Raw genomic sequence first — 26,488 nt, forward strand, 5'->3', positions numbered from 1 at the left:
TATTTATTATAATATTTAATACGTTTATCCTCAATAACAAATTTTTCTGTACCCTAATATATGAATCTCGCCAACAATGTCCTAAGATTTGTAATATTTCTTAGCTAATCTATTATAAAAAAAGTACTGTCTCCTTATCCTCCACTTACTGGAGGGATAAAAGCAATCGTATCTTGATCTTTTATTATTTCATCATCTGTTACAAAGCTTTCGTTAATAGCTGTCATAACTTGGTTAAGAGATGAAAGAGAGTATTTATTTTGAAGATATTGTTTTAGTTGGTGAATCGTTATATTTTCTATTTCGACTATTTTTAATTTATCTAATCCAATTTCCTCGCGTATTCCTGCAAAAAATAAAACCGTAATCATTTCTCAGTCCTCCTTGCCTGGTTTCCCTTCTGGATATTCAGTGGTCTCTAATTGATCTCCAATCCACCTCGTTCCGTCTTCCCAAAATTCTTTTTTCCAAATAGGCACTATCTGTTTGATTCGTTCAATGGCATATTCATTTGCTTTGTATGCCGTTTTACGATGTGGTGAGGAGACCGCGATAACAATAGCAATATCACTTATTTCTAACTTACCTATTCTATGTGTTATAGCAACACATGTATCCGGCCACCTCCCCTTAATTTCTTTGCCTATTTGACTCAGCATTTTTACTGCCATTGATTCGTATGCTTGATACTCAAGAGATAACGTTCTCTTCCCTTTTGTAAATTCCCTCACAGTTCCAACAAAGAGTGTAATGGCGCCAGCTTCTCTTCTGGAAACTTGATTTTTTACTTCTTCTACAGATATAGTGTCATGTACAATATTAAATAAATTTTTTTCCATCTTTTTTCACCACTTCTTCCATTAAAAAATCTATATATAGCTTTTCTTGATTTAAATGAAAAACTTGATGATTTTTAAGTAGTTCTTTATCCAATTCAATATGACTAATCACACACTGAACGTTTGTTAATAAATAGAGCAGTGAAAGATCCTTTTCATTTCGAATTAAAACCACTTTTGGATAACTCTCTTTTTTATATCCTTCTATGAAAATGACATTCAGGGGGAAAAAGGTATATAATTTAATAATTTCTTTAAGGCTCCAATTGTCAGCTTTAGCAGATAATTGGAAGACGCCGCCTCCTTCTACACTAGACACAATAGCACCACTTTTATAATGGCGTATGCTGTCTTTAGAAGAGGAATCAATGTTTGGAAACCCTCCGTGTCCGTGATGCTTAATTGATGCAGCATTTAATCCGTCTTGTTCGGCCCTAGATATTAATTTTTCCATTAGGGTTGTTTTGCCGCTATTTTGAAACCCTACGATCTGTAGGATGGAACAATGTTTTCCCAAGGCCATTCACTTCCTTGCACGTCTTCTAATAGCAAAACATCAACAACCATTCCTTTTTTATATCCTCTTGAGCCTCCAGGAAGAACAATAAATGCATTTGCACTAGCTAAAGAGGAAACGGCACCGGATTTATTAAAACCTGAAGGAGAAACGATTAACTTGCCCTTATTGTATGAAAGAGTTCCTCTTATAAATCGGGTAAATGGATTGGGTTTTACAAAGTCTTTTCCTAAATATGCGATTTCTCTTTTGAGATGTGGTTTGTCATTGAATAAATACATACGGATTACAGGACGAACAAATAATTCACATCCAACGTAACAAGCAGACGGATTTCCTGATAATCCAAATAAGAGTTTCCCATTCAAATGAGCTACTGTTGTTACACTCCCTGGTCTCATCGCTACTTTATTAAAAAGAACAGATGCTCCCAGCTTGTCATAGATAGCTGGTAAATAATCATAGTCTCCTACTGACACACCGCCTGTTGTTACAAGTATATCTACTTTGGTTAAAGCATTTTTTACAGCAGCAAAACAGCTATCAAATTCATCGCTTAGTTTTCCGAGGTATTTAACGTTTCCTCCAGCTCTTTCAATTTGAGCCATAATCATGTACGAATTGCTATTTCGAATTTTCCCTGGTGTCAGTGAATCACTCACTTCAAGAAGCTCACTTCCAGTAGCTAAAACTCCCACAACAGGCTTTTTGACAACAGGTACCTTACTGTATCCGAATGTAGCTAAAAGCGCTATAATACCTGGATTGATAAACGTCCCTTTTTTTACTAATATTGTTCCTTTTTTTGCATCTTCACCTTCAAAGGAGATGTTATGACCTTTGTTAAGAGAACGCTTGATTTCAATAAACTTTTGATTGCTTTTTGTATACTCTTTCACTAATTCAAGCATGATAACCGCGTTACATCCTTCAGGAATCCCGGCACCGGTCATAATTCTAACAGCTTCAAAAGCCCCGGCTTGTCCATTAAAGACCATACCTGCACCTATTTCTCCTACTACTTTTAATGAAATTGGATGATCAGAACTAGCTTTTTTCGTATCTTCTGCTCTAACAGCAAACCCATCATATGGAGAACGGTTAAACCAAGGAATATTGTGGTCAGCTATTAAGTCTTCCGCTAAGAAACGGCCATGGGCTAATTCAAGTTGGATTAATTCCTTCATACCATTTTTGGCATATTCCATTACTTTTAAGACACATTCTTCAACAGATACAGGAAATCGTTTTGATACCATAATCTAATCCTCACTCCATTTATTAGCCTAATAGACGATAATAAAGATTTTTAGCAAGCTGGATGTTGTTGGTTCCATGAATAAAAACACGTCCATCTTTAAATATAACCATCCGATAGTCCTGAAGCTGACAAGATAATAGATACTTATTTTTAGTTACTGTACCGTAAGCTTTTAGTAATTTCTCCACTTGGTCAAAACTATACTCGACCATTTTGGCAGGTCTAATTTGTACTGTATTTCGTCCACATAATACTTCTGTCTTTGTCTGATTATCATAAGATAAATTTGGATATGTTCTGACGGTTCCACAAGATGGGCAACTTTCGGTTTTTATTTTGTCTAAATTAAATGAATGATACTGGTTACTCCATACATCAAATGTCAAAAAGGTATTCCTTACTGTTGAAAAATCCTCTACAAGAATTTTAAATGCTTCTGTTACTTGATAAGCAGCAACAATTTGAACAGCCGGGCTAATTATTCCTGCTGTATCGCATGTTGCACCTCCGATAGGCACTCTTTTCAGGATACAATTCAAACAGGGTGTTCTTCCTGGAATAACTGTATAAGTGGCTCCATAACTTCCTGCACATGAACCATAAACCCATGGAATGTTATACTTATGTGAAAGATCATTTATAATAAATCGAATATCAAAATTATCTGTACCATCGATAATGATATCAACATTACTTAATAAATTTTCCAAATTTTCAGGTCTTGCATCCATCACAAGTGCTTCAATTTCAACTTCTGAATTAATTTGTTTCAAACGCTTTTCGGCAGCAATCGCTTTTGGAATTTTATCATTCGCATCTTTTTCGGTATACAGCTGTTGGCGCTGCAAATTGCTCCATTCAACATAATCTCGATCAATAATAGTTAACTTTCCAATACCTGCTCTTACAAAAGCTTCAGCACAAGCACTCCCTAATGCACCAACTCCTACGATTAGCACATGCTTATGTCTGATTTTTTCTTGCCCTTTAAAACCTATTTGTTTGAACAGCTGTTGCCGAGAATAACGATCAGTCAACGATCTCTCTCCCTTTCTTTCAAAAATTATTTCTTTTAGTTCTAATACATCAGCTATATATACATATTATAAAATTGTTAATCTTTGATATTCCCCATGTATTAGATGTAAGATAATAATCCAAGGGTATTATGTTTATGAAAAGGAAGAGTCTTATAACGATGTAAAAAGAAACACTTATTTAATAATCTTCCTATTTATTAAGGAGTGTACTAAAGAATCATGCATTACCATCATTCAAATCAACCCACAACAGCTGGTACTGCAGTACTGACTGTTAGTGATACACGAACACTGCACGATGATAAAAGCGGAAAAGAAATTCAAAACCTTTTAAAAAAGCAGAATCATATCCTACATAAAAATCACATTGTAGAGGAATTAAATAGACAATGAAAATTGCAGGCATTATTTTAGCTGGCGGAAAATCATCACGTTACGGAAAGCCAAAAATGTTTGAAATATATAAGAACAAATATTTTTATCAATATAGTGTAGATGCATTAAAGGAATGTTCACTCTTTCCAATTGTAATTTCCACAAATGAAAGTTTAATTCCCTATTTTAGGGAAGATGATGTGGACTTTGTTGTTGAAAAAGAAACAGAAGCTTATCAAGGTCCTTTATTTGCAATGTATAATACATTTTCAAAAATCTCTAATGTCGAATGGTTTTTTGTGTTATCATGCGATATTCCTTTTATTACATCTGCTTTTGTAGAGAAAATGATTCGCTTAACTGAAAATAGTCAATATGATGCCATTGTTCCGGATCAATTAGGTACTATACATCCGCTTTTAGCTCTTTATCATCGAAGAAGTCTTGTTAAAATGGAACAACTGCTTGGAAAGAATAAACGAAAAGTTCGTTTATTACTAGATGAAATATCAGTACTAACCGTTCCTTTCTCTTCCAAAGATAAGATATTTATAAACATTAATAATCCAGAAGAATGGATTGACATTGAATAAAGAAAAGATTGTGGTTCAACATATGAACTTAATGAATGTATTTAACAAACCTGCATGGCGGAAACGATTATTAAAAGAAAATGATTACATTTTATTGAAAAAATCTCCGCTTTTTCCACCTGTTTTTTGTACTAAAAAAGTATCTTTAATGACCATTGTTTTATCAACAGCTTTACACATATCATAAAAAGTAAGAGCAGCAATTGATACGGCAGTTAAAGCTTCCATCTCAACTCCAGTTTGACCACTGCACTTAATTGTAGCTTGTATAATCAAATCGTACTCATTGTCGCGTTTTTGATAATTAAATGTAAAATCACTTCCTTGCAAAACGATTGGATGGCACATTGGAATGACATCCGCTGTTTTTTTAGCAGCCATAATTCCAGCAATCTGTGCTACTTGAAGGGGATCCCCTTTTTTTATGAATCCATTTTGTATTGCTTCGAATAGTTTATTAGACAAAACAATCGTACTTTGAGCAATAGCAGTCCGTGTCTTACTATTTTTTTGAGAAATATCGACCATCTTAGATCTTCCTTCTTCATTCCAATGTGAGAAATTACTCATAGCTGTCTCCTTTGTTCACCCGGGATAATTGAATCAGATCGCTGCGTAAAAAGGTCCGTGTAAAGAAATGCTCTTAACTTAATATAGAGACTAGAAAATAGGACTACCTTTTAAAGGATATAAATATTCTTTAAAAGGTAGTCTCTTTTTTAGAATTATTACTTTATCAAAGCAAATAAAAAATATAGTTGCTCTTCTTTATAAATTTGTTAATTTTAACCTCCAATATGAGACATTTCTACTTTTGATCGGTTTATTGAATGATCACCAATTGCTCTTTCATCAGAATAGCGGTCACTGCGATGATTCCAAATATCAGTGATTTTGTTGATTATCGCATCATCTGATTCGCCTGAGCGAAGCAAATGACGCAGATCATACCCTTTTGATGCAAATAAACATGTATATAATTTCCCTTCAGCAGAAACTCGAACTCTTGAGCAGGTTGAACAAAAAGAGTCGGTAACAGATGAAATGATTCCTATTTCTTGATCACTCCCTATATAACGGTATCTAGTTGCTACCTCCCCTACATAATTTGGCTCAATTTGCTCAAGAGGCATAATTGTTCCAATTTGATCTAAAATCTCTTGTTTAGTCATTACTTCTGTCATTCTCCAGCCATTAGAATTTCCTACATCCATATACTCAATAAAGCGAAGAGTATGTTTATTTTCTTTAAAATATTTCGCCATAGGAATGATATCTTGATCGTTTTTCCCTTTTTGAACAACCATGTTCACTTTAACTTTCAGTCCTGCATCAGAAGCTGCCTGAATGCCATCTAAAACTCTCGATACTTTGCTTTTATTTCCATTTAATTGATTGAAACGCTGATCATCTAAAGAATCTAGACTAATTGTCACCCGTCTTAACCCAGCATTAAACAAATCAGGGGCGAATTTTTTAAGAAGTGATCCATTCGTTGTAATAGCAATATCTTCCGATTTACTAATTGACTTCAAACGATGTATTAATTCAGGAAGATCCTTGCGTAATAGAGGTTCTCCTCCTGTAATACGTATCTTTTTGACACCTAAGGAAACAAATATACGGGTTAATCGTTCCATTTCATCAAAAGAAAGAATTTTATCGGAAGATAAAAAAGGATAATCAGGACCAAATATTTCTTCCGGCATGCAATATCGACAGCGAAAATTACAACGATCGGTCACTGATAAACGAAGATCTCTCAAGGGGCGTTGTAATTTATCTAAGATACCTTTTTCCATAATTCCCTCTCCTTTCTATGGCAGAAAACCAACTGCTATTAAATTCATATTATGTCTTCCTGTTTTTTTGAATCCTTTCAGGATGTGTGTAAATATTGAAAGAGTGATTTCGAATAAAACCTACTGTTGTAATCCCTAGATCTTCTGCTAAATTTAATGCTAATTCAGTAGGAGCAGATTTCGATAGAACGATCTCACAACCAATTTTTGCTATTTTCAATAAAATTTCTGAAGATATTCGACCGCTAAAAACAATGATTTTATTACCAATTGAGATGTTATTTTTCAAACAATATCCGTATATTTTATCCAAAGCATTATGTCTTCCTATATCCATCCGACTTAGCATAAAACCATTTACATCGCATAGAGCAGCATTATGAACTCCCCCAGTGTCCCGGAAAATAGAGGATGAATTCTGTAAATGATTCATTAAACGCAGACAGTCATCCGGAGAGATTTTGACTCGGATTTCATTCATTTTTTTAGCTGTTAATGCATCATTAACGAAGACAAACCCTTGCCTGCTCATTCCACAGCACGATGTAATATAACGCTTATTCTGAATATTTCGATAAAAAGGATTCATATTATCTATTTTTACAAATACGTACCCTTCTTTTTCTTGAACCCATATTTCTTTGATATCTTCATATTTCCGCATAATTCCTTCGGATGCTAAGTAACCGATAACCATATCTTCAATGTATTCTGGTGTACAAACCATCGTAACAAATTCTTGTTCATTAATTTTTACTGTAACAGGAAACTCGGTAACAATTATGTCCTCAGCATCTTTTATGTGTCCGTATGAGAATTTAAGAATTCTTCTTTTTCCTACTATTGGTTTCATAAGGTAATCCACCCTATTTAAATCATATTTTTATTGATGAATTCTATACTTCTTCTTGTCTGAATTAGTTCCTACTATCTTTCTTTTATATATAGGGATTGCCTTGAATCAAGAGACAAAATTGAAAAAGTGAGCTAATAAGCAGGCGGATATTTCAAGAACTTTTTATAATCATTAAAGCTCCGCACACACTCAATGACATCTAATTTGATAAATCAATTAAGTGCTCTAATAATTTGTATTTTATAGATATAGCCTGTCCAGTTTGAGTACTGTTTTAGTCTGAAATGCTATTCAGATACCATATATGATGCTGTTTGGTAAGTGATAAATTTAAGGAATTGGTCTATCTGGGATACTTATTTTATAACTCTAACTATTCTCAGCATTATAATTCTCCTTTTTTAAAATCAAAAAGCCCACCACAAAATAAAATGCGTATATACTATACACAGTTTTATTTTATGATGGGCTAATTACTAAGCAGTTTTATCTACCAGCAATCCATCTCATTAATTTAGTAAATATAAAAACAGGATATTAAGGCAATTTGCAATTACCTAACATCAATGTTTTTTTATGCTTTTATTATAATACTTTTAATGTTTAACCTCAATAGCAAATAAACAGTTACCATGGTTATCCTTATTATAAATAATTTATACAGGATTTGATTCTCGTGTAATTTTCCAAGATGTTTATTTCTTTAGGAAATTACAGATTGTTGACATAACAATGGATCTAATTTATGTTAAATTGTAATGATTATCAACATCACTTCCAGGATTTAGGGCGTTATCGATGATGTAGGATCCGCAGATTCGAAGAGCCTTATGGCGTGGAAGTTGAAAAAATCATACAATGTTCAAATACTTTGTTACGTAGAACAGTTGGTCTTTTTTTGATGATTATTGACCATAATATAAATGAGACTATAAAATATATAAGTTTATAAGATAAAAGGACTGAAATGTATGTTGACACATGAAAAAATTTTGAACGCTCTAAAACATGTTGAAGATCCCGAGCTTCATAAAAGCATCGTAGATTTAAACATGGTACGAAATATTCGAGTTGATGGCACCACTATTCAACTCGAAGTTGTTTTGACGATCCAAGGTTGTCCATTAAAAGCAAAAATAAAAGAAGATGTCGAAAATTCTCTTCGTAATATAGGGGCTTCTACTGTTTCGTTAACCTTTGGCTCTATGACAGCAGAAGAGCGTGCTGCATTGACAAAAAAGCTGAAGAATAACTCTACAACAAAAACAGGTATGCCTGCCATGTTATTACCTGATTCAGGTGTACAATTTATTACTGTGACAAGTGGAAAAGGTGGTGTGGGAAAATCCACCGTTACCGTTAATCTAGCCATAGCTTTGACCCGATTGGGAAAAAAAGTCGGGATTTTAGATGCAGATATATACGGTTTTAGTATTCCTGCAATGATGGGAGTTATACAAAAGCCAACTATGATTGACAAGACAGTAATCCCGATCATTAGTCATGGCGTTAAAATCATGTCAATGGGATTTTTCACAGATAATAACAATCCAGTCATGTGGCGAGGGCCGATGCTCAACAAATGGATTCAAAACTTTCTAGCAAACACGCATTGGGGTGAACTGGATTATCTGCTTCTTGATTTACCTCCTGGTACAGGAGATGTAGCCATAGATGTAGCTGCGATGATTCCTCAAGCAAAGGAAATCATTATCACTACTCCTCATAATGTCGCATCTTTTGTTGCTTCACGAGCAGGTGCCATGGCAAAACATACCAAACACGAAATTTTAGGGATTGTCGAAAATATGGCTTATTATGAAGAACAAGACGGTTCAAGGAATTACCTTTTTGGGAAAGGCGGCGGTGATATGCTAGCCGAACAGCTGCAATCCGAAGTGATCGCAAGAATCCCTTTTGCTAAACGTGAAGAAAACAAAGGTTCAACTATATATGATGAAGATTCCCTTACAGGAGAACTGTTTACATCTTTAGCTGAAGACATAGTCTATAGAGGAGAAACAATTTCACAAAAAAATTTAAGGGTAACATAAAAGGGTTTTCCCCTTTTTATGTTACCCTTTTACTTTTGTTACTGTAATTCCTCATTCTCAAAATTTGTAATCTGACGATCGGTTCTACAGTTATCACATAGGTGGAGCATTCTTGTTCTAGTAACTTCATTACCCTCTCGTATCACATCTTCTTCAGAACCACAAACTTCACATACTCTCATCATATTGGCCCCTTATTCTTATATTTCTTTCTGCAAAAAACTAATCATTAATGTGATATCCAGTATCTTTAACAGCCTGAAGAAAGTCTACACGTGAGGCAGCTTTCTCATCATAAGTAAACATAGCTGTTTTGTTTACTAAACTTACTTCTGCATCACTGATTCCCCACACTGCATGCAGCGCCTGAAGGATTTTATTAGCATCTTGTTCATTTTTTATTCCCTCTATCTTAATACTTCCTTTTTCCAATTTGCACATTCCCCTTTTTAATGTAGCTCTTTTTTATCCCGCTGAAACACTTCTCCCATTCCCTCTAATAACCCTAACATCGTACCAAGTGCCGTTCTTACATTTTCATTCCGAACACTGTTTCCGAGCTTCCATAAACTCACTCTTTCGTTTTTCTCAACATTTTCTCCAAATTTCTCAAGGCCCCGACTAACTCCGTTCAGCATGATTTGTAGTTGATCAGGATTCAATTGGCCAAGGAAATTCATAACGTTTATTCCAGATTTGATCGTATTGTGCATGCTGGGCTGATTGATCTGCTTTATTGCAATAACCCCTACATCAACACGTTTTTCAAGCAACCCGTTTAGAGCATTAAAGACACCTATATCTTGGAGTTGTTTTAAAATGCTAATTGTTGACATGATGGCTTCCCGGTTATTGGCAAGGGCTGCAACAATATCTGTGATTGCTTGTGCTTGTTCCTGTTCAGGAGTAGGAATCTCTTTTTTAATTTGCTTAATTGCTTTCGCCAAATTCGTCTCCACCTTTTTCGAGTAATTCCGGAATTTGAGTAAAGTCATTCCGTTTCCACTTTTCTTCCACTCTTACACTGATTTGCGGCATTCGGTTTCCAAATCGATAATTTACCTTTGGTAACGGTGATTCTCCTGTTTTTTCTAACACTTCCATTTTAACGCCCATTTCTTTATAAGCCGGCGTATGAGTAACCAAGTCATGATAACTACTTGTCAGATGGTTAACAGCTTCATCGTCTTCTCGTGTATTCATTGGCAAGTACAATTCCTTTCCTTTTACACGATCTGTGACAATCGTTCTTACTTTAACTTGTCCATATGGAGACGTTAAACGTACTAAGCTGCCATCTTGAAGACCTCTTTCCTTCGCTAGTTCCAATGAAACTTCCAGCCAAGGATGTGGAACCTTGTGTGTAAGTCCTGGAGATCTGTAAGTCATGTTTCCTTCATGGAAATGTTCCAACAGTCGACCATTATTTAAATGCAAATCAAATTCCTCTCCTGCTTCAAAAGGTGGAGTCCATTCAACAGGAAAGAGTCTTGCTTTCCCATCTGGAAAACCGAATCCGTCTAGGAAAAGAACTGGAGTGTCAGTACCATCTTTAGCAACTGGCCAAATTTGGCTGTTAAATCCTTCGAGCCTTTCATAACTTACACCCGCTAAAATGCTGCAAAGGCTTGCTGCCTCATCCATAACTTCACTTGGATGCTCGTAAGTCCAATTCGCTCCAAAATGATTTGCAAGTTCTTTGAAGATAAGCCAATCTGGTTTTGACTCACCTAGTGGATCGAACACTTTATAAAATCTTTGAATTCGGCGCTCAGTGTTCACGAAAGTACCATCTTTTTCGAGACTAGGGGCGGCTGGCAAAACAACATCAGCAAATTGTGCTGTTTTACTGAAAAACACATCTTGTACCACAAAGAAATCTAAACTTGCAAGCTCAGAATCCACAAAGTTTGTATTCGAATCCACAAATGCCATCTCTTCTCCAAATAAGTACATTGCCTTTAATTTGCCTTCCTTAATTCCTTCAAGCATTTGATGATTATCATATCCAGGACCTTTAGGCAAAGTAACACCCCATGCCTTTTCAAATCGTTTTCTAGCTTGTTCATCTTGAACAGGTTGATATCCTGGTAACCAAATAGGCACCGTACCAAAATCACAAGCACCTTGAACGTTATTATGTCCTCTAAGCGGGTAGGCTCCCACTCCTTCTCGTGCATAGTTTCCTGTGATGAGAAGTAAATTTGAGATAGCTGTACTTGTATCTGTTGCTCCCTTATGTTGAGTAACTCCCATGGCCCATAGAATACATGTACCATCTGCTTCATGAATCATCGTTGCTACTTCAATTAGTTCATCCTTTGTCAATCCAGTCATCTTAGAAGCATAGTCCATTGTGTACTTATCTAACGTTTTAATATACTCATCAACGCCATTTACATGTTTCTTCAGGAATTCATTGTCTTGCCATCCTTGATCGATAATATATTTTGTCACAGCCGATAACCAGATAAGATCTGTACTAGGTTTAGGATGAATAAGCAAGTTAGCACGCTCTGCTAATTCATGCTTCCTTATATCGGCAACGATCAGTTTCTGCCCATGAAGCTTATGAGCCCGTTTAATACGAGTTGCAAGAACAGGATGCCCTTCAGCAGGGTTGGCACCAACTACAATAACCAACCCCGATTTCTCGATGTCTTTTATGGTTCCAGAATCCCCACCGATTCCAACTGTACGCAAGAGTCCTGCTGTGGCAGGTGATTGACAATATCTTGAGCAATTGTCTATATTGTTTGTTCCGATGACTGCACGGGCGAATTTTTGGATTAAGAAATTTTCTTCATTTGAACATTTGGATGAGGCAATGAATCCCATGGAATCAGGACCATATTTTTCTTTAATATCTGTTAGCTTTGAAACAATTAATGCATAGGCCTCTTCCCAACTTGCTTCTACAAATTCATCTCCCTTACGAATTAGAGGCTTAGTTAAGCGCTCTTCGCTATTAACATAATCCCAGCCCCATTTTCCTTTTACACATGTAGAAATACCATTAACCGGAGCATGTTCTTGAGGCTCAATTTTTAATATATGACGATCTTTTGTCCATACTTCAAAGCTGCATCCAACCCCGCAATATGTACATACCGTCTTCGTGCGTTTGATTCGAGCCTTTCTCATTGCTGCTTCCATTTCGGAAATAGCAAAAATCTCTTTGTAGCCTGGTTCTACTTCCTTAAACAAATCAACCATTGGTTCTAACATACTAGGAGGGATAGCCGTTAAATAACCTGCTTCACCTAGCATGGATTTCTCCATCAATGCATTACATGGACAAACTGTTACACAATGGCCGCACGAAACACAAGATGATTCATCAATAGGTACATCATTGTCCCAAATTACGCGAGGTTTATCTCGGTTCCAGTCAATTGTCAATGTTTCGTTCACTTGTAAATCTTGACAAGCCTCAACACATCTTCCACATAAAATACATTGATCGGGCTCATATCGGTAAAAGGGGTGTGAATTATCTTGTGGGTATGGCTTAGCTTCAAATTTATATTTTTGGTGTTCAATTTCCAGATATTCGGCTGTATTATGAACGACACAATTCCCATTATTATTGTCACAGACTGTGCAATACAGTTCGTGGTTTTTTAAAATCCGTGACATAGCCTCATATTGTGCATCTTTCACAGTTTGGGAGAGAGTATCTACTTTCATCCCAGGTTCTGCTTTAGTGGAACAGGCACGAACCATTTTACCTCCCGCATTGACAAAACAAGTATCACAAGTTTGGATTGTTCCAAGGTCTGGATGAAAACAAATACTTGGGATATACGATTCATTTGCCTGAGCGGCTTCTAAAATTGTTTGCCCAGGGTGAGCTATGTATTCTTTACCATTCATTTGAATCGAAAATGAAGATTCATTCATACTTTACCTCCTTAATTTTACAATATATTGGGTTGTTTTTCACCGACTTGAGTATTTATATAGCACTTATGATTTCCAATAAGTTTCCAATAAATACAGCTATGCTTATTCCCTCCTGCATCCTATATATGAATATTAGTAATGAAATTATTTGTATAGTAAGAGAGCATACGACAACCAGTAACAGGTTATTCTTATAAGGAATAGTTCTTAATTTATTGGGAAGAAGGTTGAAAAAGAGTGGAAAAAGAAAAATTATATCAACGTGTACATGCTATGATTATTTCCTCATCTAAAATACCAAAGTACACTGCTATCTCTACTGTAAAGATTGCAGATTTATTTAATGAAAAGCTTGAAGACGTTGAGAAGACTTTGGATGAATTAGTCAATGAGGGCCGATTAAATAAGTCAAAGTTAACTAATTCACCTTTCTATGAGATATACTTATTACCTTAAAAGGAAGAATGGATTTTCTAATTTTCCCCGAAATAAAATACCTTAAATCCAAGTAAAGTTTTTAAAGCCTATTCATTCCTGCTATAACTTATCGAACGAACTACATAAGGATTATTAGTGTTACCGCTAGTAAAAAAGTGGAAAACATACGCTAAACAATATTGGACATGAAAAAAGCCGATTTTCCTGCTCTAAGGAAGATCGGCTTTTTATTACATGGTTAATGATTTCAATGGTTATGTTGTATTTGTCGTCTTGCTAAAAGCGAAGCTATATTCACCAAGAAAATTGTTCCCATCCAAAAGGAGATATGGTGCTGCATAAACTCTTTCTTAAATTACCCTTTTTCCATTAATACTATATGGCTTCTTTTATATACTTCAAAATAGTAATAGTACTTAAGATATTAAGGGCTGCCCTTCCACTGATATTGGAAAAACGAGGCGACATATTCCTCATCCAATTCTACAATCACCGAAGGATTCCACTTAGGATCTCGGTCTTTATCTACTACAACTGCCCGTACCCCTTCATAGAAATCGTGGGTATTCAATATATTTAAGCATAAGGACAACTCCATGCGTAAGCAATCTTCTAAAGATTTTCCAGCTCCCTCTTGAAGTTGCTTTAAGGCCACCTTTAATGAAGTAGGAGATTTAGTTAACACCGTTTTAACTGTTTCAGACGCCCATGAATCTCCCTCTTCTGCTGCCTGGCTTAAAGAATTTATGATCGCCTCCACCGTGTTAAAAGCGAAGTGCAGGTCAATTTTCTCCTGCATCGGCTAACAATGAGCCGGGCATAAATGAGGAGGTAAAATCATTTAACAGCTGATTCAATTGTTCTGCGACGATCTCCTTCGTCCACTTCATTTCATCCAACGCTCTCTTAAGGTCATTCCATCGGTCACTGGGCATGAACCGGTCGGCTGCTCTGATATATAGAACATCCGCAGCTTTAATGATGCTAGCCGTTAGGGCTAGATAGCGGCCGATGTGGCCAGGCATTCTATTAAAGAAATAGCTGGCTCCGACATCAGGGGAAAATCCAATATTCATCTCTGGCATTGACCATTTGGTCTTTTCCGTCACAATCCTATACTTGCAGCCAATGGAAATGCCAACCCCGCCCCCCATTACAATTCCCCCGATTGTTGAATAAGCAAATATATGCTTTTTATTCTATTAGATTTTTTGCAAATCAGGATATGTAAAAACACATCAAGAGAATAAATTCCTAAAACAACAAGAGAATCTTCATTTTTTCCGGAGTATTATTAAAGGTATACCAAATCACCGATCCAATTAGCAAAGAAAATGGCATAATTAGAAAATATGATCTGAACATAATTAACACCAATTTTCTAATCCACTTATTTCATTTACATAATGATACAAATTACAAATTGATTCTACAGCTGAGAGAGGAAGGTTAGAATCTATTACACTCACTGTCCTCTTTTTTCTTTATTCCCTTTTTGTATCTATCTGTAATGACTTTTTTTCTGGTGCAAACCAGCCAATTAGAGCAATACCAACTAATACTCCATAGAAAATCAGAGTCCAAGCTGGACTGTGGGGAAAATCATGATCTAAGACCCCAATATCCTCATGGGCAAGGGTAATGACAGCAAGTTTGACACCGACCCATGCAACAATGGCATATGCTGTTGTTTCCAATGCTGGACGTTTTACAAGAAGTTGAACAAACCAGGCTGCTGCAAACTTAATCAAGATAAGGCCAGCAATACCACCGAGAACAACAACAATAAACTGCCCTCCATCCATACCGCCGAAATCGTCGAGCGGTGAATCTGGAAGACCAAGGGCAAGAGCAACCGCAGCTAGTATCGAATCAACTGCAAAAGCGAGGTCAGTTAGGGCAATCTTCCCTACTGTCGGCCAGAAACCTTTTCCAGCGGCTTCCTTTTCATCGTCCTTATGAATATTCTCATTCTTTTTCCCGAAACGCGCCTGAATAATATGCTTTAAGCCTAAGTAAAGAAGATAAGCTGCTCCTATCGCCTGTATCTGCCAGACGTTTGCGATAAAAGAAATGGCAAAAAGAGCAACAAATCGAAAAACAGCGGACATAATAATTCCATAATTTATAGCTTTTCTTTTCTCATTTTCGGGTAAATGCTTGGCAATAACAGCAAGTACAAGAGCATTGTCAGCTGATAACAATCCTTCTAAACCGATTAGAATTAACAATGTCCAAGCATACTCTAGCCATAGTGACTCCATCCATTTCTCCCCTTTCTAAAACTAAAATGTCATTTTAAAGTTCCGCTAACATTATAATTTCCCATTAAGCCATAGGTAATCCTATAGAATATAGTTTAATGATTTTTATAGGTATTTCTCATCCTCTATTTGAAAGTTCACCTCTTGAATATATATAAGGCTACTCATATGTTTATTATTTCATTTCATAAAAAAAGCTTATCTTAATTCAGATTAGCCCCTTATTGTTGATTACTTTATTTATATTTTCTTTTAGTTGCTTTTATTATAAACGTCGCTGGAACTAATGCGGCTTTTTGAGTCGAGTACCATTTTGAAGGATTATTAGAGGGATGTTCAGGTAAACATACATCATCTATTACTTTTTCGATCTTAAAACCCGTGTTAAATTAAAAAGTTAAAAACAACATTGTTTACACATCATTTTGAAAATTAATCGATATTATACATTCTTCGCTATTATTGGAATTCAGAATTAATCGTCAAAAGAACCATCCAGATATCGAGAAGTTCTTTTTAACTCATGTTTTTTACCTTTTTGTTTCAATTTACTATCTAATATTATATAGAAAGTTATTTACCAACTTGCTTTTTTCACTCCAGGAATCTGACCCTTATGAGCATATTCAAATCGGTCAAAGGATGAAGCACAAAAAGTTTTTAGATGTTGTGAGGAGTCCTACTCAAAAAAGTTTTTTGCCCTTTATAGATTGCCTATCCGTCGACTGATCCACTAGCTGTTTAAAAGACCCATCTTATTTCCTCTTCTTTTGGAGTATAAATGTACTCAATATTCTCTTATTTTAAGTAATTCTTAATTCTAAATTAAGCCATTTCATGAATACTTGGCATATAAATAAACCTTCTATGACCTGACATATTGCATCATTAACAACATTGTATATCAGGAAAAGAAGGTTTTTTATTTGATTAATAGTGTCTTTCACATGAAAAAGAACGAACTGTTGCCGTACCGTTAGCTTTGTGCAGAAATCAAGCTCTTAAAGTTGTTCAGTTGCTGTGTATCTCTTCACATGTGCTGGTTCAAGTAAGATGGGCCTTATACCCTCTATAAACTTCTTGTAGTGTGTAGTTCCACTGTGGAATTCTGTAGCAACTTGATCCCTCCACTCCTCTAAAAAGACAAACGTATTGCTTTGAACTGTATCTTCATAATGTTGATAGCTGATGTTTCCCTCTTCAGCTTGAGAATGAACAACTACATCTTTAGCAAGTTCAAGGAATGCTTCACGTTGTTCAGAGTTAACTTTTAAAAAAGCATGGATAATAATCATAGATGATTGCCCCTTTTAATTATGCCTTTTGAATGGTACCAGGGAAATGTCAATAATCATAGTACCATCCAATGTTTGCCATTTAGTTTAAAGCACATTCATTTCGTTTTACATCTGCTTTGAGATTAATTTTGTGATTCAACAAATCGTGAGTGCGTTCCTTTTATTGAATAATTGTTACAATGTCCTAATGTACACTTGGTTCCACCTCATAAAGATTACTGCTATCCTTTTGTTTTTCTTCTTCCGGTAACTTCATAAATTTCATTAAAACAGCACCGATAAAGTATAAGATTGCGAATATCCATATAACCCCTTCAGCACCAATGCTATTGATGAACAAACCAACAATGGCCGGAGCGATGAAGTAAGACATACCGGCCCCAAAGCTTACGATTGCCATTGCAGAGCCTTTTTGATCAGGTGCTAAAGCAGTTACCAGGGCTGAAAGCGGGACGAATCCACAAAGAACAATTCCAAAGATGATTGCCACTAATGTCATTACCCAGAAATTATGTCCAACAACTTGTGGTGTATAAAATAATACCAATGTCATTACACCACAGCCGACACTGCCAAGCCACATGATTGTCTTGCGCCAGCCCAACCATCTGTCACTGATGTATGGAATGATCAGATTAAATATGATGTTCGCAAACCAAAAGGTTCCCCAAATGGTCAGCCATTCTCCAGTAGTATACTTATACTCGGAAGCCAAATAAAGCGGAAAAAAGATAGGAAGGGCTCCTACACCGACTGAATTGATGATACGGACCAGTCCGCCAATTGCCACTTTTGGCTTTTCAATGCAGATCGTAAATCCGCTCAATAAACTTTTAAGTTTATCCTTTGCGTCACCTGTGTTCTCGCTAACTTTGTCATTGCCGACAACTAAAAGTCCAACAATTCCGCCTACCAGTACCCAGATAACCGCACTCCACAAGAGTCCCATATAGCCAATCCGATCAGTCATGAAAGCTGGGAAATAACTTCCTACCACATAAAGTCCGCCACTCCATGCAGCCCAGAACAGGCCGACTGCTGTAGCCATAATACGCTGCGGGCTGCGATATGTGACCCAAACTAAAAACGAATAACAAAAGAAAGGATAGCCGATTCCGCGTAGCGCATAGGTCGGTAACATCGCAGCATAATTATCCTGCTTTAAACCCAATTCTATGAAAAGCACTTGGCCAATAAGCCATGTGATCAGCCCGATAAGCATAACCTTTCTCGGTCCCCATATTTCCGTAAGGACCCCTGAAAAGTAAGCCGAGATGGCCAATACTGCTCCATATGCCGTAAAAAGAGTTGCTGCCTGTTGAACGGTCAATCCCCGTTCAATCAAATAAGGAGACAGCCACGCATGTTCGAGTCCATCACCGGCCATAAAAACAAGCATTGCAACAAAGCCCCAGATCATATTTGCCGGAAGGCCGGCTTTATTACGTTGTTGTTCTAAAGTCGCATTCATTTTATTCACCTCGGGAATCATTTATTTTTCTTGTCATGGTATCAAACAGGTATTCCCGGCTGCAATCGAGGGTAGGAAGGACAGCCCTCCAATCCACAAAAGATCATGCCCACCACATTTCCGATAATTTCTCTTTGAAAAGCGCTCCTTTTAATAAAGAGATGGCCTTGCCTAATCCTTCATCAACGGAAGCTAACATATCTTCATGTTCTATAGAAATCACATAGTCATAACCAACCGCACGGAGCACACTTATCATGTCTTTCCATGCTTTTTCATTCTGTCCATACCCTACCGATCTGAATGTCCAAGAACGGTCTAAAATGTCACTATAATGTTTGGTATCCAACACACCATTTACACTAATATTAACTTGATCTAAATACGTATCTTTTGCATGAAAATGGAAAATCGCCTCTTCCCGACCAAGTTTTTTAATAGCTTCTACAGGGTTGATCCCCTGCCAAATAAGATGGCTGGGATCAAAATTTGCTCCAATGGAAGTTCCTGCATGTTCTCTCAATTTCAAAAGCGTTTCAGGATTATACACAACAAAACCCGGATGCATTTCAAACGCAATTTGATTGATTCCGTGTGATTCCGCAAATTTCGCTTCTTCTTTCCAATATGGGATAACAACATTGTCCCACTGCCAATTCAGAATCTCTGAGTATTCCGGAGGCCAGGAGCAAGTAACCCAGTTTGGGAACCTCGCTTGAGGATGGTCACCTGGACACCCTGAAAATCCATTAATGACCGGCACCTCTAAACGTTCCGCTAACAGGACCGTTTTTTTCCACACATCATGAGATTCCCTCGCAATTTTCTTATCTGGATGAAGCGGGTTGCCATGGTTACTTAATCCACTGATGGTCAAACCCCTGCTGTCAATGGCTTGTTTGAACGCTTTCAATTTTTCCGGGCTTTCCAATAGTTCATCAGGATTGCAGTGGGTGTTGCCTGGATAATTGCCTGTTCCCAGTTCCACAGCCTCTACACCCATTCCAACCAATTTATCCAGCATTTCTTCGAAAGGAAGGTTTTGATATAGAACCGTAAATACGCCTAGTTTCATAATTAAACCTCCCCTGTCTCGACTTTCACCCATGTTTGTTGCTCATTGCTTTTTAAAATAGCATCCGTAATGCACATAGATAAATGGCCATCTTCAAATGTTGCAAAGTTAGGTTGATCACGTAGCGGGTCCTTGCCTTCTTTAATGAATGAGTAGAAATTTAACATCCCATTTTTCAAGGCATCCGGCCAGCCTTCATTGTGGCCTCCCGGGTGATGGATCGCTTCCTTTGCTTCCCCTGTGAACAGTGCCGGGTCTGCCAATAGGAGTTCATTAGGCTTGTCCCTATGTCCGATCCATAATTTCTCTGGCTCTTCTTGATTCCAGAAGGCTGAGCTTTTGCTTCCGTCAATTTCAAAGCTGAGCTTGTTTTTCCGACCGGCGCTTACTTGAGAAACAGTAAATACCCCTTTAGCTCCATCATTAAATCTTACAAGAACAGAGGCATAATCTTCTGTGTTAATTGAAACATTTTCATACACTTCTTCCTGATCTTTTTGTGCACCAAAAGTAGCTGCATTCGATATAGATTTTTTCCTGACAGGTATGACAGTGGCCAAATCAGCGAATACTTCGACAATTTTTTTTCCTGTCACATATTGAACGGTATCACACCAGTGAGATCCAATATCCGCTACCGCGCGGGATTTCCCACCCACCTCCGGAGCTAAACGCCAGTTGAAATCAGTTTCATACAGTAGCCAGTCCTGCAGATAACTTCCATGAACTAAATTTATTTTTCCTAATTGTTCATTCTTAACCATTGATGCCAAGTTTTTCACACTTGGAAATTGTCGATAGTTAAAGTTTACGCCATGTACGACGTTTTGTTTTTTCGCAAGCGCTAACAGCTCCGCTGATTCTTTGCTTGACATTGCTAATGGCTTTTCAGATAAAACATGCTTGCCTGCTAGAATGATCTCTTTATTTATCTCAAAATGCAGATGGTTTGGCGTACAATTATGGATCACTTGAATGTCGCTGTTGCGCAGCATTTCACGATAATCGCCATATGCTTTTGGAATTCCAAGATCAGCAGCCTTAATTTCGGCCGCCTCTTGACTTGTTTCTGCCAGCCCAACCACTTCCACAAATCCAAGCCTTCTTATGGCTTCAATGTGAGTAGGCCCGATAAAACCTGTTCCGATGACTCCAACTTTTACTTTTTCCATCTATGTTTTCCTCCACAATATGCTGCATTTTGTTTATTGATAGAGGCTCCGGAGATTTCTAAAGCCTCTATCAAGTTCTTACTTACAAGTCAATTATTGATCCTTAAGGTTAACCCATGTACCTTTTTCAGCAGATTCTAGGATCGCGTCAGCAATAAGTTCGATTTGGTAACCGTCATTGAAGTTTGGCGAAGCTTGTGTATCTTCTACAATGGCTTTAAAAAAGTCATGGGTTTCAATGATTTTTGTTTCTCCGTAACCAATACCTAATGCAGGAATCGGCCATAGGTTTTCTCCATATGGTGTTGCTGGCCCAGTGTATACCGTTCTAAAGCCTTTGGCATCACTTGGATCGTCAGAGAAGCTTACTTGGAGCTCATCACGGCGTTCATAGTTAAAGTATAGAGAACCTTTTTCACCATGAATTTCAAAAGTCAGGAAGTTGTTGCGGCCCCACGCATTTCGTGTTGCTTCGATGCTTCCGATTGCACCGTTTTCGAACTTAACCATTGTAATAAATTCATCATCTACATCCACTGTGCCTTTTGGCAGGTCTGCTGCATCACTCTTAACCGTACCTAACTTGTCCACGCCGCCAGATTGAAGTGGTCTTTCCGGGATCCAAGTTCTTGTCATGGCATTCACATCTGTGATTTCCCCGACAAGGTATCGCGCAAAGTCTACTACGTGTGTTCCAATATCCCCCAACGCACCTGAACCTGCAATTTTCTTCTGGAAACGCCATGATAGAGGCGAATTTGGGTCTGCAGACCAATCTTGCAGATATGTCCCGCGGAAGCTAAGGATTTTTCCGATTCTTCCTTCTTCAATATACTTTTTCGCAAGGGCAACTGCTGGAGTTCTTCTGTAATTGAAGGCCACCGCATGTTTAACTCCCGCTGCTTGTACTGCCTCTAACATTGTCTTCGCTTCTTCTGCACCCAATGCTAACGGCTTCTCGGAAATAATATGTTTGCCAGCTTTTGCTGCGGCAATCGCAATTTCAGCATGAGTATTGTTTGGAGTAACAATGTCAATGATATCAATATCTGGATCGTTGACTACAGCTCTCCAGTCAGTTGAATAGTTATCGAATCCTAATTTAGCAGCTGCGTCTTTTGCCAATTCTTCTGTTACATCCACGACTGTGTGGCGATGTGGAATAGCTGGTGCCGGCCAAAAGAACATCGGCATTCCTGCATACGCAAGTGCATGCGCTTTCCCCATAAATCCTCCGCCAATCATACCTACGTTAAGTTTTTTCATTTTCAATATCCTCCTCTGATTATTCATTCGTATTCTTTTATATTTTTCAACACTGTGGATATTTTTCAAAACATCTAAGCTTTATTTTGTGTTCTCATAATTTGATAAGAATTGATGACTGATTTCTGCCCCTTTTTTTGGGTCTGCATAACTGTCTAATTCCACGGTAATCCAATCTTCATAATTGTTTTCATTTAATAACGCAATCATTTCTTCGAATTTTTGATGCCCTTCACCTAATGGTAAAAATTCACCATTTTGATAATCTTTCAAGTGAATATATTTAATTCGATCTGCATATTTTCTTATCACCTCTACTGGGTCGCCGCCGCCTGCTTCTATATGTGCCGTATCTGGACATAGATTGATAGTCGTGAGACGCATGAGCTTATCCAACTGATCCGGTGCTTCCACATTTGTTCCTAAGTGAGGGTGATAACTTGGAATGAGATTGTATTTTTCTGCGATCGCTGCCACTTTATCAAGAGCCTTAGCCAAGTCAGCGTAATCGCTTTCTAAAATCCCGTTGGCACGGACAGCCCCTCCGCCAATCACCAAGTGCCGTGCACCTAATTCAGAGGCAAGAGCCGAAACATCCTCAATTTTTATTAATTCTTCTTCCAAAATGTCCGGATAGATAAAGTTCCCTCCGGTGTAAACACCAATAAACTCTAAAGAATATTCATTAAGTAAGGATTTAAATTCATCCTTTTTATCTTTATATTGCATTAAATTACCATCAAATAATTCAAACCCTTTATATCCAGCTTCCGAGATATCTTTTAAAGCTCCTTCCGTTGAACCGTTCGCAAGGTAATAAAGATCTTTTATCGAAGTAACTCCAGCAGGGTGTCCTACTACTCCACCCCAGGTATTTGTTTGATATCCTAATTTCATTGTTTCTCCTCCACTTCTGATAATATTTATAAGAATAGGATGTACCAAAGGTAGAATCACACTCTTCCTGACAATTGTAATGAACACAGAAATAATAAAGTTCCAATCATCTAATCAAATGTAATCGATTACATAAAGTGCCAAATTAGGATAAGATTTATCCTCTATTATTAAAGTTATACTTTGAATCATAGAAATTAATGTAATCGATTACATAAAACCATAAAAAGAAAACTAATTCTTATCTAAATTAATGTGTTAGCTATTACACGTCCAACATGATTTTGGAGCTTTCTCATAAAATACACCTAGAGTTAAATCCCTATAATAAATACATTTTGGAGTATATTAGCTTATTCTACCTTAACATTTTATTACTATTTTTTCTTTTAACAGATTGCCTATCCTTCATATACGATTGTAATCGATTACATTAAAAATTTCAACTCTTTTAGTATTTTTCATAAGATGAGTTAAGATTTATTCTTACTTCTAGCCAAAGAAAGCAATTAATGAATGGCTTTAATACTTGATTAACGAATGGAAAAAACCTTTTGCTGTCCCTTGGATATTTGTATCGATCCGTGTTGATAATAATTGAAGGTGTTAATCCGTTTTTTGTTAAGTCTTATAAAATCATCGGTTTAACTCCTATCTTACTAGTCGTCTATATGAATAAATTTATATAATTAATTGACTTATAAATTACAGGAAGAGCATGTACTCTTATAAATATAGAGTAATGTACTTCTATACTTTATAGCAGAGATAGAGCGTTTATATTTCATCAACATATAAAATTTTGAACTAAAGAGTCTTCTCTTGGAACTAATGGAAAGACAATTTATTAAACAAATGGTCCCTATTTTTTGTACAGGAACTATATAGAGGAAACTCGAAATATTTTTTATCAAATAACTTTTGCGCCAGAACTATTCCGAAATTACATTCCTCGCAAAATATTTAAATTTGCGAGGAATAAAGTTACAGTCACTAAGAATCGATGAAACAGATTACTTTTTGAGGGGATTTTACCCGATTTTCCGAAAGGTAATCTATTACGATTTAAAGGGTAATTTATCTTCTCTTAAAGTACATTTAGAGCATGAGTCTCGTATAATAAGCTGGTCCTCTAGTATATATTGACTTTTTTCTATTGCTTCCTTATTCATTAATCTTATTAGTAATTCCATTGCTTTGGTCCCTATATCAAAAGCAGGCTGTGCAATAGTTGTGAGTGCTGGTTCAATAATCGATGAAAATTTTATATCATCAAATCCCATCACGGAAATATCGTGAGGAACACTTAATCCCTTTGATTTTATAGCTTTTATTGCTCCAAATGCCATCTCATCGTTAGCGGCAAACACGGCTGTCGGGGTATTACTAAGGGCTAAAAATTTCATCATTATATTATAACCGCATTCGTAAGAAAAGTTGCCTTCTTGTACTAAGACTGGCTCAACCATAAGATTGTACTGAGCCATTGCCTGATAAAACCCTTTTAAACGGTCCTGCCCCACCACATCATTTAGAGGACCGGATATAAACCCTATTCTCTTATGATCTAAGTTTATCAAATGTACTGTTGCCTTTCGAGCAGCACTAACATTATCTATAGAAATGCTCGGAATGTTTGAGCCCTCGATATATTCACAAGCAAGAACTACAGGATATTCACGAGCTATCGTCACTACCATATCAGCTTTCATCCTCGCCGTTAGTAAGATCAAACCATCCGCTTTTCTTTGGCGGAGTATGTTTAAATATCCAGTTTCCCGTTCGACATCATTAGCCGCATCCACAAGTAAAACCTGATATCCGCTTGCGACTGCTACAGACTCGATTCCTCTGAGCACTTTAGAAAAAAAGGTGTTCGTAATATCCGGGACAACGACTAGAATTGTTTTTGTTTCTAACCTTCTTAGCTGCCGAGCTAATGCATTCGGTTGATAATTTAATTCTTTAATTACCTCTAATACTTTTTTAATCGTTTCTTCTTTTACAGTGTCAGGCTTACTTAATACCCTCGATACTGTAGCAGTGGAAACATTTGCTTTTTTCGCCACATCTTTAATTCTTACCATTTGTCGACTCTCTTTTCCTTTGATTCATCTGTGGGTTAATTGTAATCGATTACATTCAGGATTTCAACTCTCTTTAGAGAATTTTAAATACTGTTATCTATTTCGTTTAGTTGTAGAAACAGTTTTCCACGCTGTTCTTCTTTTTCCTCGTCTTTGGTCGCTAACATCAATTGTTTAGTCTCGTCCATCTTACTGAGTGATTGGATGAGCATCTGGTCCCTCTTTTCTAGAGACTCTCTTTTGGGGGAGGTATGATATCTAACTTTGAAAGAGTGAATTTTCTTAAAGAACTTCACAACCTATATCTTGATCATCAAAGATGTACAAGTCCCTAGACAAAAAGCCAATTATTAAAAGATATTTTAGTGGTGTACTCTAATATACAAAGTGAATTTCAGGAACTAAATGTGGATCCTCTTGGGATTAGGGAAAAATTGCGCCAGTATGAAAGGGGCACTAAAAAGTACAAGACGCAATACGGAATGCTTAAATTTGAAGTTGAACAAATGTGCATGTTAAACAAGCAGGTATTATGGAATGAAGTGAAAGTGAATGTTTTAAGTCCGTAAACACTGCCTTATTCAAAGACAGAGAAACCTTTTAAGGAATATTTGTTAGCGCGTATTGGTCATTATCGGCCGTACCAAATCTAAAGATCCTAGGAAAAGTTCCTCCTTGGCTTCTTTTTTACTACTTAAGTTATCTTTTAAAGCTTCAGATTGAAGAGACCTTCGTACTTTCCGAACGGTAATATTGATTTCAGCGGCTTTTACATTTCGTAGCCAAGTGTGGAAAAGCAAAAAAGCAGCTCAATGGCTGCTTAATGCTATCAAGAAAATCTATTTTAGCTGTTTAATTATACTTCAATGCCCATTGAAATATACTTTTCTTCTAAATACTCGTCTAATCCTTGATATCAGCCTTCACGGCCCATTCCGCTCTCTTTTATTCCTCCAAATGGAGCTTGGGCTACAGCAGTAGCGACTGCTCATTGTTCAGCAATACCAGCTAATTAAAGGTCAAGTTTTTCTTGAAATTCCTTTAAAAAATCATGTTATACTAAATCGAATATTACCAAAAGAAAAAAGCTGAGGGGAAACCGCATAAAGTAGTGATGATTGCCTGTTCAAGTAAGCTTCTTCAGAGCTTTGGGTTTCGAGATCTTCTTAAACCGCACAAAACTGCACTATACAGCGATTGCCTTAATTTACTTGAGCCTCGCTTCGTGATCCTATTTTGAGTAGCTTTAAACCTTCCAGATTCATGCACTCTCGGGT

Annotated in this window: 26 protein-coding genes and 1 pseudogene; 5 read left to right on the top strand and 22 right to left on the bottom strand. The window is 36.8% G+C overall.

Annotated features, from left to right (window positions below):
- Nucleotides 1-134 precede the first annotated feature (134 nt).
- From moaD to CYJ36_RS19880, 5 genes are read right to left on the bottom strand one after another with little or no spacing between them, the layout of a single operon-like run.
- A complete protein-coding gene (gene moaD, locus CYJ36_RS19860) occupies nt 135-371 on the bottom strand; it encodes a molybdopterin converting factor subunit 1 (protein ID WP_101568986.1) in 237 nt (78 codons plus the stop codon).
- Between the two features lie 3 nt (nt 372-374).
- On the bottom strand, nt 375-839 hold the full coding sequence (locus tag CYJ36_RS19865) for a molybdenum cofactor biosynthesis protein MoaE (protein WP_101568987.1): 465 nt from the start codon (nt 837-839) through the stop codon (nt 375-377).
- Nucleotides 820-1,362, bottom strand: a complete 543-nt coding sequence (mobB, locus tag CYJ36_RS19870; RefSeq protein WP_101568988.1) for a molybdopterin-guanine dinucleotide biosynthesis protein B — start codon at nt 1,360-1,362, stop codon at nt 820-822. The genes CYJ36_RS19865 and mobB overlap by 20 nt, the downstream gene beginning before the upstream one ends.
- Complete coding sequence (locus CYJ36_RS19875) at nt 1,323-2,615, bottom strand: molybdopterin molybdotransferase MoeA (protein ID WP_101568989.1); 1,293 nt, start codon at nt 2,613-2,615, stop codon at nt 1,323-1,325. The genes mobB and CYJ36_RS19875 overlap by 40 nt, the downstream gene beginning before the upstream one ends.
- 22 nt (nt 2,616-2,637) lie before the next feature.
- Nucleotides 2,638-3,654, bottom strand: coding sequence for a molybdopterin-synthase adenylyltransferase MoeB (locus tag CYJ36_RS19880; RefSeq protein ID WP_101568990.1), 1,017 nt, complete (start codon nt 3,652-3,654; stop codon nt 2,638-2,640).
- Between the two features lie 222 nt (nt 3,655-3,876).
- Between CYJ36_RS19880 and CYJ36_RS23890 the strand changes: the two genes are divergently transcribed.
- Nucleotides 3,877-4,050 carry a hypothetical protein gene (locus tag CYJ36_RS23890; protein ID WP_180850491.1) on the top strand — a complete coding sequence of 58 codons (174 nt, stop codon included), beginning with the start codon at nt 3,877-3,879 and terminating at the stop codon, nt 4,048-4,050.
- On the top strand, nt 4,047-4,625 hold the full coding sequence (locus CYJ36_RS19885) for a molybdenum cofactor guanylyltransferase (protein WP_101568991.1): 579 nt from the start codon (nt 4,047-4,049) through the stop codon (nt 4,623-4,625). Before CYJ36_RS23890 ends, CYJ36_RS19885 begins: the two co-directional genes overlap by 4 nt.
- 84 nt (nt 4,626-4,709) lie before the next feature.
- On the opposite strand, the gene moaC is transcribed toward CYJ36_RS19885, so the two are convergent.
- From moaC to fdhD, 3 genes are all read right to left on the bottom strand, one after another.
- The gene (gene moaC, locus CYJ36_RS19890) at nt 4,710-5,195 is read right to left on the bottom strand and encodes a cyclic pyranopterin monophosphate synthase MoaC (RefSeq protein WP_101568992.1); all 486 of its coding nucleotides are present in this window, start codon (nt 5,193-5,195) and stop codon (nt 4,710-4,712) included.
- 215 nt (nt 5,196-5,410) lie between these two features.
- On the bottom strand, nt 5,411-6,427 hold the full coding sequence (gene moaA, locus CYJ36_RS19895) for a GTP 3',8-cyclase MoaA (RefSeq protein WP_101568993.1): 1,017 nt from the start codon (nt 6,425-6,427) through the stop codon (nt 5,411-5,413).
- A 49-nt stretch (nt 6,428-6,476) separates the two neighbouring features.
- On the bottom strand, nt 6,477-7,280 hold the full coding sequence (gene fdhD / locus CYJ36_RS19900) for a formate dehydrogenase accessory sulfurtransferase FdhD (protein WP_101568994.1): 804 nt from the start codon (nt 7,278-7,280) through the stop codon (nt 6,477-6,479).
- A 974-nt stretch (nt 7,281-8,254) separates the two neighbouring features.
- On the opposite strand from fdhD, the gene CYJ36_RS19905 reads away from it, so the two are divergent.
- Nucleotides 8,255-9,337, top strand: coding sequence for a P-loop NTPase (locus CYJ36_RS19905; RefSeq protein ID WP_101568995.1), 1,083 nt, complete (start codon nt 8,255-8,257; stop codon nt 9,335-9,337).
- 222 nt (nt 9,338-9,559) lie between these two features.
- On the opposite strand, the gene CYJ36_RS19910 is transcribed toward CYJ36_RS19905, so the two are convergent.
- The 3 genes from CYJ36_RS19910 to fdhF are packed head-to-tail and all read right to left on the bottom strand — an operon-like array spanning nt 9,560 to nt 13,240.
- The gene (locus CYJ36_RS19910) at nt 9,560-9,769 is read right to left on the bottom strand and encodes a heavy-metal-associated domain-containing protein (protein ID WP_180850493.1); all 210 of its coding nucleotides are present in this window, start codon (nt 9,767-9,769) and stop codon (nt 9,560-9,562) included.
- Nucleotides 9,770-9,786: 17 nt separating this feature from the next.
- The gene (locus tag CYJ36_RS19915; RefSeq protein WP_180850496.1) at nt 9,787-10,284 is read right to left on the bottom strand and encodes a DUF1641 domain-containing protein; all 498 of its coding nucleotides are present in this window, start codon (nt 10,282-10,284) and stop codon (nt 9,787-9,789) included.
- Nucleotides 10,268-13,240, bottom strand: a complete 2,973-nt coding sequence (gene fdhF / locus CYJ36_RS19920; RefSeq protein WP_101568998.1) for a formate dehydrogenase subunit alpha — start codon at nt 13,238-13,240, stop codon at nt 10,268-10,270. The genes CYJ36_RS19915 and fdhF overlap by 17 nt, the downstream gene beginning before the upstream one ends.
- Before the next feature lie 240 nt (nt 13,241-13,480).
- Between fdhF and CYJ36_RS19925 the strand changes: the two genes are divergently transcribed.
- On the top strand, nt 13,481-13,699 hold the full coding sequence (locus CYJ36_RS19925) for a hypothetical protein (protein ID WP_101568999.1): 219 nt from the start codon (nt 13,481-13,483) through the stop codon (nt 13,697-13,699).
- A 406-nt stretch (nt 13,700-14,105) separates the two neighbouring features.
- Here CYJ36_RS19925 and CYJ36_RS19930 read toward each other — a convergent pair whose 3' ends face one another.
- The 10 genes from CYJ36_RS19930 to CYJ36_RS19980 form a co-directional block, all read right to left on the bottom strand.
- Nucleotides 14,106-14,441 (bottom strand): enoyl-CoA hydratase/isomerase family protein, encoded by a 336-nt coding sequence (locus tag CYJ36_RS19930; protein ID WP_219621134.1) that lies wholly within the window; start codon nt 14,439-14,441, stop codon nt 14,106-14,108.
- Between the two features lie 22 nt (nt 14,442-14,463).
- Nucleotides 14,464-14,868 carry an enoyl-CoA hydratase/isomerase family protein gene (locus CYJ36_RS19935; protein WP_308315376.1) on the bottom strand — a complete coding sequence of 135 codons (405 nt, stop codon included), beginning with the start codon at nt 14,866-14,868 and terminating at the stop codon, nt 14,464-14,466.
- A 297-nt stretch (nt 14,869-15,165) separates the two neighbouring features.
- Entirely contained in the window at nt 15,166-15,945 is a 780-nt protein-coding gene (locus CYJ36_RS19940) for a TerC family protein (protein WP_101569002.1), read from the bottom strand.
- A gap of 1,001 nt (nt 15,946-16,946) precedes the next feature.
- Nucleotides 16,947-17,240: a putative quinol monooxygenase gene (locus CYJ36_RS19950; RefSeq protein WP_101569003.1), complete on the bottom strand. Its 294-nt coding sequence runs from the start codon at nt 17,238-17,240 to the stop codon at nt 16,947-16,949.
- Between the two features lie 187 nt (nt 17,241-17,427).
- Nucleotides 17,428-18,714 (bottom strand): MFS transporter, encoded by a 1,287-nt coding sequence (locus CYJ36_RS19955; protein ID WP_101569004.1) that lies wholly within the window; start codon nt 18,712-18,714, stop codon nt 17,428-17,430.
- A gap of 103 nt (nt 18,715-18,817) precedes the next feature.
- Entirely contained in the window at nt 18,818-19,789 is a 972-nt protein-coding gene (locus tag CYJ36_RS19960; RefSeq protein WP_101569005.1) for a sugar phosphate isomerase/epimerase family protein, read from the bottom strand.
- A gap of 2 nt (nt 19,790-19,791) precedes the next feature.
- The gene (locus CYJ36_RS19965; protein ID WP_101569006.1) at nt 19,792-20,961 is read right to left on the bottom strand and encodes a Gfo/Idh/MocA family protein; all 1,170 of its coding nucleotides are present in this window, start codon (nt 20,959-20,961) and stop codon (nt 19,792-19,794) included.
- 93 nt (nt 20,962-21,054) lie between these two features.
- On the bottom strand, nt 21,055-22,227 hold the full coding sequence (locus tag CYJ36_RS19970) for a Gfo/Idh/MocA family protein (RefSeq protein ID WP_101569007.1): 1,173 nt from the start codon (nt 22,225-22,227) through the stop codon (nt 21,055-21,057).
- Nucleotides 22,228-22,308: 81 nt separating this feature from the next.
- Complete coding sequence (locus tag CYJ36_RS19975; protein ID WP_101569008.1) at nt 22,309-23,124, bottom strand: sugar phosphate isomerase/epimerase family protein; 816 nt, start codon at nt 23,122-23,124, stop codon at nt 22,309-22,311.
- A 1,058-nt stretch (nt 23,125-24,182) separates the two neighbouring features.
- Nucleotides 24,183-25,211 (bottom strand): LacI family DNA-binding transcriptional regulator, encoded by a 1,029-nt coding sequence (locus tag CYJ36_RS19980; protein ID WP_101569009.1) that lies wholly within the window; start codon nt 25,209-25,211, stop codon nt 24,183-24,185.
- Between the two features lie 368 nt (nt 25,212-25,579).
- Here CYJ36_RS19980 and CYJ36_RS24160 point away from each other — a divergent pair, with 368 nt between their 5' ends.
- On the top strand, nt 25,580-25,780 hold the full coding sequence (locus tag CYJ36_RS24160) for a hypothetical protein (protein WP_219621135.1): 201 nt from the start codon (nt 25,580-25,582) through the stop codon (nt 25,778-25,780).
- 577 nt (nt 25,781-26,357) lie between these two features.
- Here the strand turns inward: CYJ36_RS24160 and CYJ36_RS19990 are convergent.
- Nucleotides 26,358-26,488: pseudogene (locus tag CYJ36_RS19990) on the bottom strand (transposase); the annotation flags it as partial.

The sequence above is a fragment of the Bacillus sp. UMB0893 genome (genome assembly GCF_002858905.1).
Classification (GTDB): domain Bacteria; phylum Bacillota; class Bacilli; order Bacillales; family Bacillaceae; genus Bacillus_P.

Excerpts from the sequence above, each read along its gene's own strand:
- moaD (WP_101568986.1), bottom strand. The coding sequence starts at position 371 with ATGATTACGGTTTTATTTTTTGCAGGAATACGCGAGGAAATTGGATTA.
- CYJ36_RS19865 (WP_101568987.1), bottom strand. The coding sequence starts at position 839 with ATGGAAAAAAATTTATTTAATATTGTACATGACACTATATCTGTAGAA.
- mobB (WP_101568988.1), bottom strand. The coding sequence starts at position 1,362 with ATGGCCTTGGGAAAACATTGTTCCATCCTACAGATCGTAGGGTTTCAA.
- CYJ36_RS19875 (WP_101568989.1), bottom strand. The coding sequence starts at position 2,615 with ATGGTATCAAAACGATTTCCTGTATCTGTTGAAGAATGTGTCTTAAAA.
- CYJ36_RS23890 (WP_180850491.1), top strand. The coding sequence starts at position 3,877 with ATGCATTACCATCATTCAAATCAACCCACAACAGCTGGTACTGCAGTA.
- CYJ36_RS19885 (WP_101568991.1), top strand. The coding sequence starts at position 4,047 with ATGAAAATTGCAGGCATTATTTTAGCTGGCGGAAAATCATCACGTTAC.
- moaC (WP_101568992.1), bottom strand. The coding sequence starts at position 5,195 with ATGAGTAATTTCTCACATTGGAATGAAGAAGGAAGATCTAAGATGGTC.
- moaA (WP_101568993.1), bottom strand. The coding sequence starts at position 6,427 with ATGGAAAAAGGTATCTTAGATAAATTACAACGCCCCTTGAGAGATCTT.
- fdhD (WP_101568994.1), bottom strand. The coding sequence starts at position 7,280 with ATGAAACCAATAGTAGGAAAAAGAAGAATTCTTAAATTCTCATACGGA.
- CYJ36_RS19905 (WP_101568995.1), top strand. The coding sequence starts at position 8,255 with ATGTTGACACATGAAAAAATTTTGAACGCTCTAAAACATGTTGAAGAT.
- fdhF (WP_101568998.1), bottom strand. The coding sequence starts at position 13,240 with ATGAATGAATCTTCATTTTCGATTCAAATGAATGGTAAAGAATACATA.
- CYJ36_RS19940 (WP_101569002.1), bottom strand. The coding sequence starts at position 15,945 with ATGGAGTCACTATGGCTAGAGTATGCTTGGACATTGTTAATTCTAATC.
- CYJ36_RS19950 (WP_101569003.1), bottom strand. The coding sequence starts at position 17,240 with ATGATTATTATCCATGCTTTTTTAAAAGTTAACTCTGAACAACGTGAA.
- CYJ36_RS19955 (WP_101569004.1), bottom strand. The coding sequence starts at position 18,714 with ATGAATGCGACTTTAGAACAACAACGTAATAAAGCCGGCCTTCCGGCA.
- CYJ36_RS19960 (WP_101569005.1), bottom strand. The coding sequence starts at position 19,789 with ATGAAACTAGGCGTATTTACGGTTCTATATCAAAACCTTCCTTTCGAA.
- CYJ36_RS19965 (WP_101569006.1), bottom strand. The coding sequence starts at position 20,961 with ATGGAAAAAGTAAAAGTTGGAGTCATCGGAACAGGTTTTATCGGGCCT.
- CYJ36_RS19970 (WP_101569007.1), bottom strand. The coding sequence starts at position 22,227 with ATGAAAAAACTTAACGTAGGTATGATTGGCGGAGGATTTATGGGGAAA.
- CYJ36_RS19975 (WP_101569008.1), bottom strand. The coding sequence starts at position 23,124 with ATGAAATTAGGATATCAAACAAATACCTGGGGTGGAGTAGTAGGACAC.
- CYJ36_RS19980 (WP_101569009.1), bottom strand. The coding sequence starts at position 25,211 with ATGGTAAGAATTAAAGATGTGGCGAAAAAAGCAAATGTTTCCACTGCT.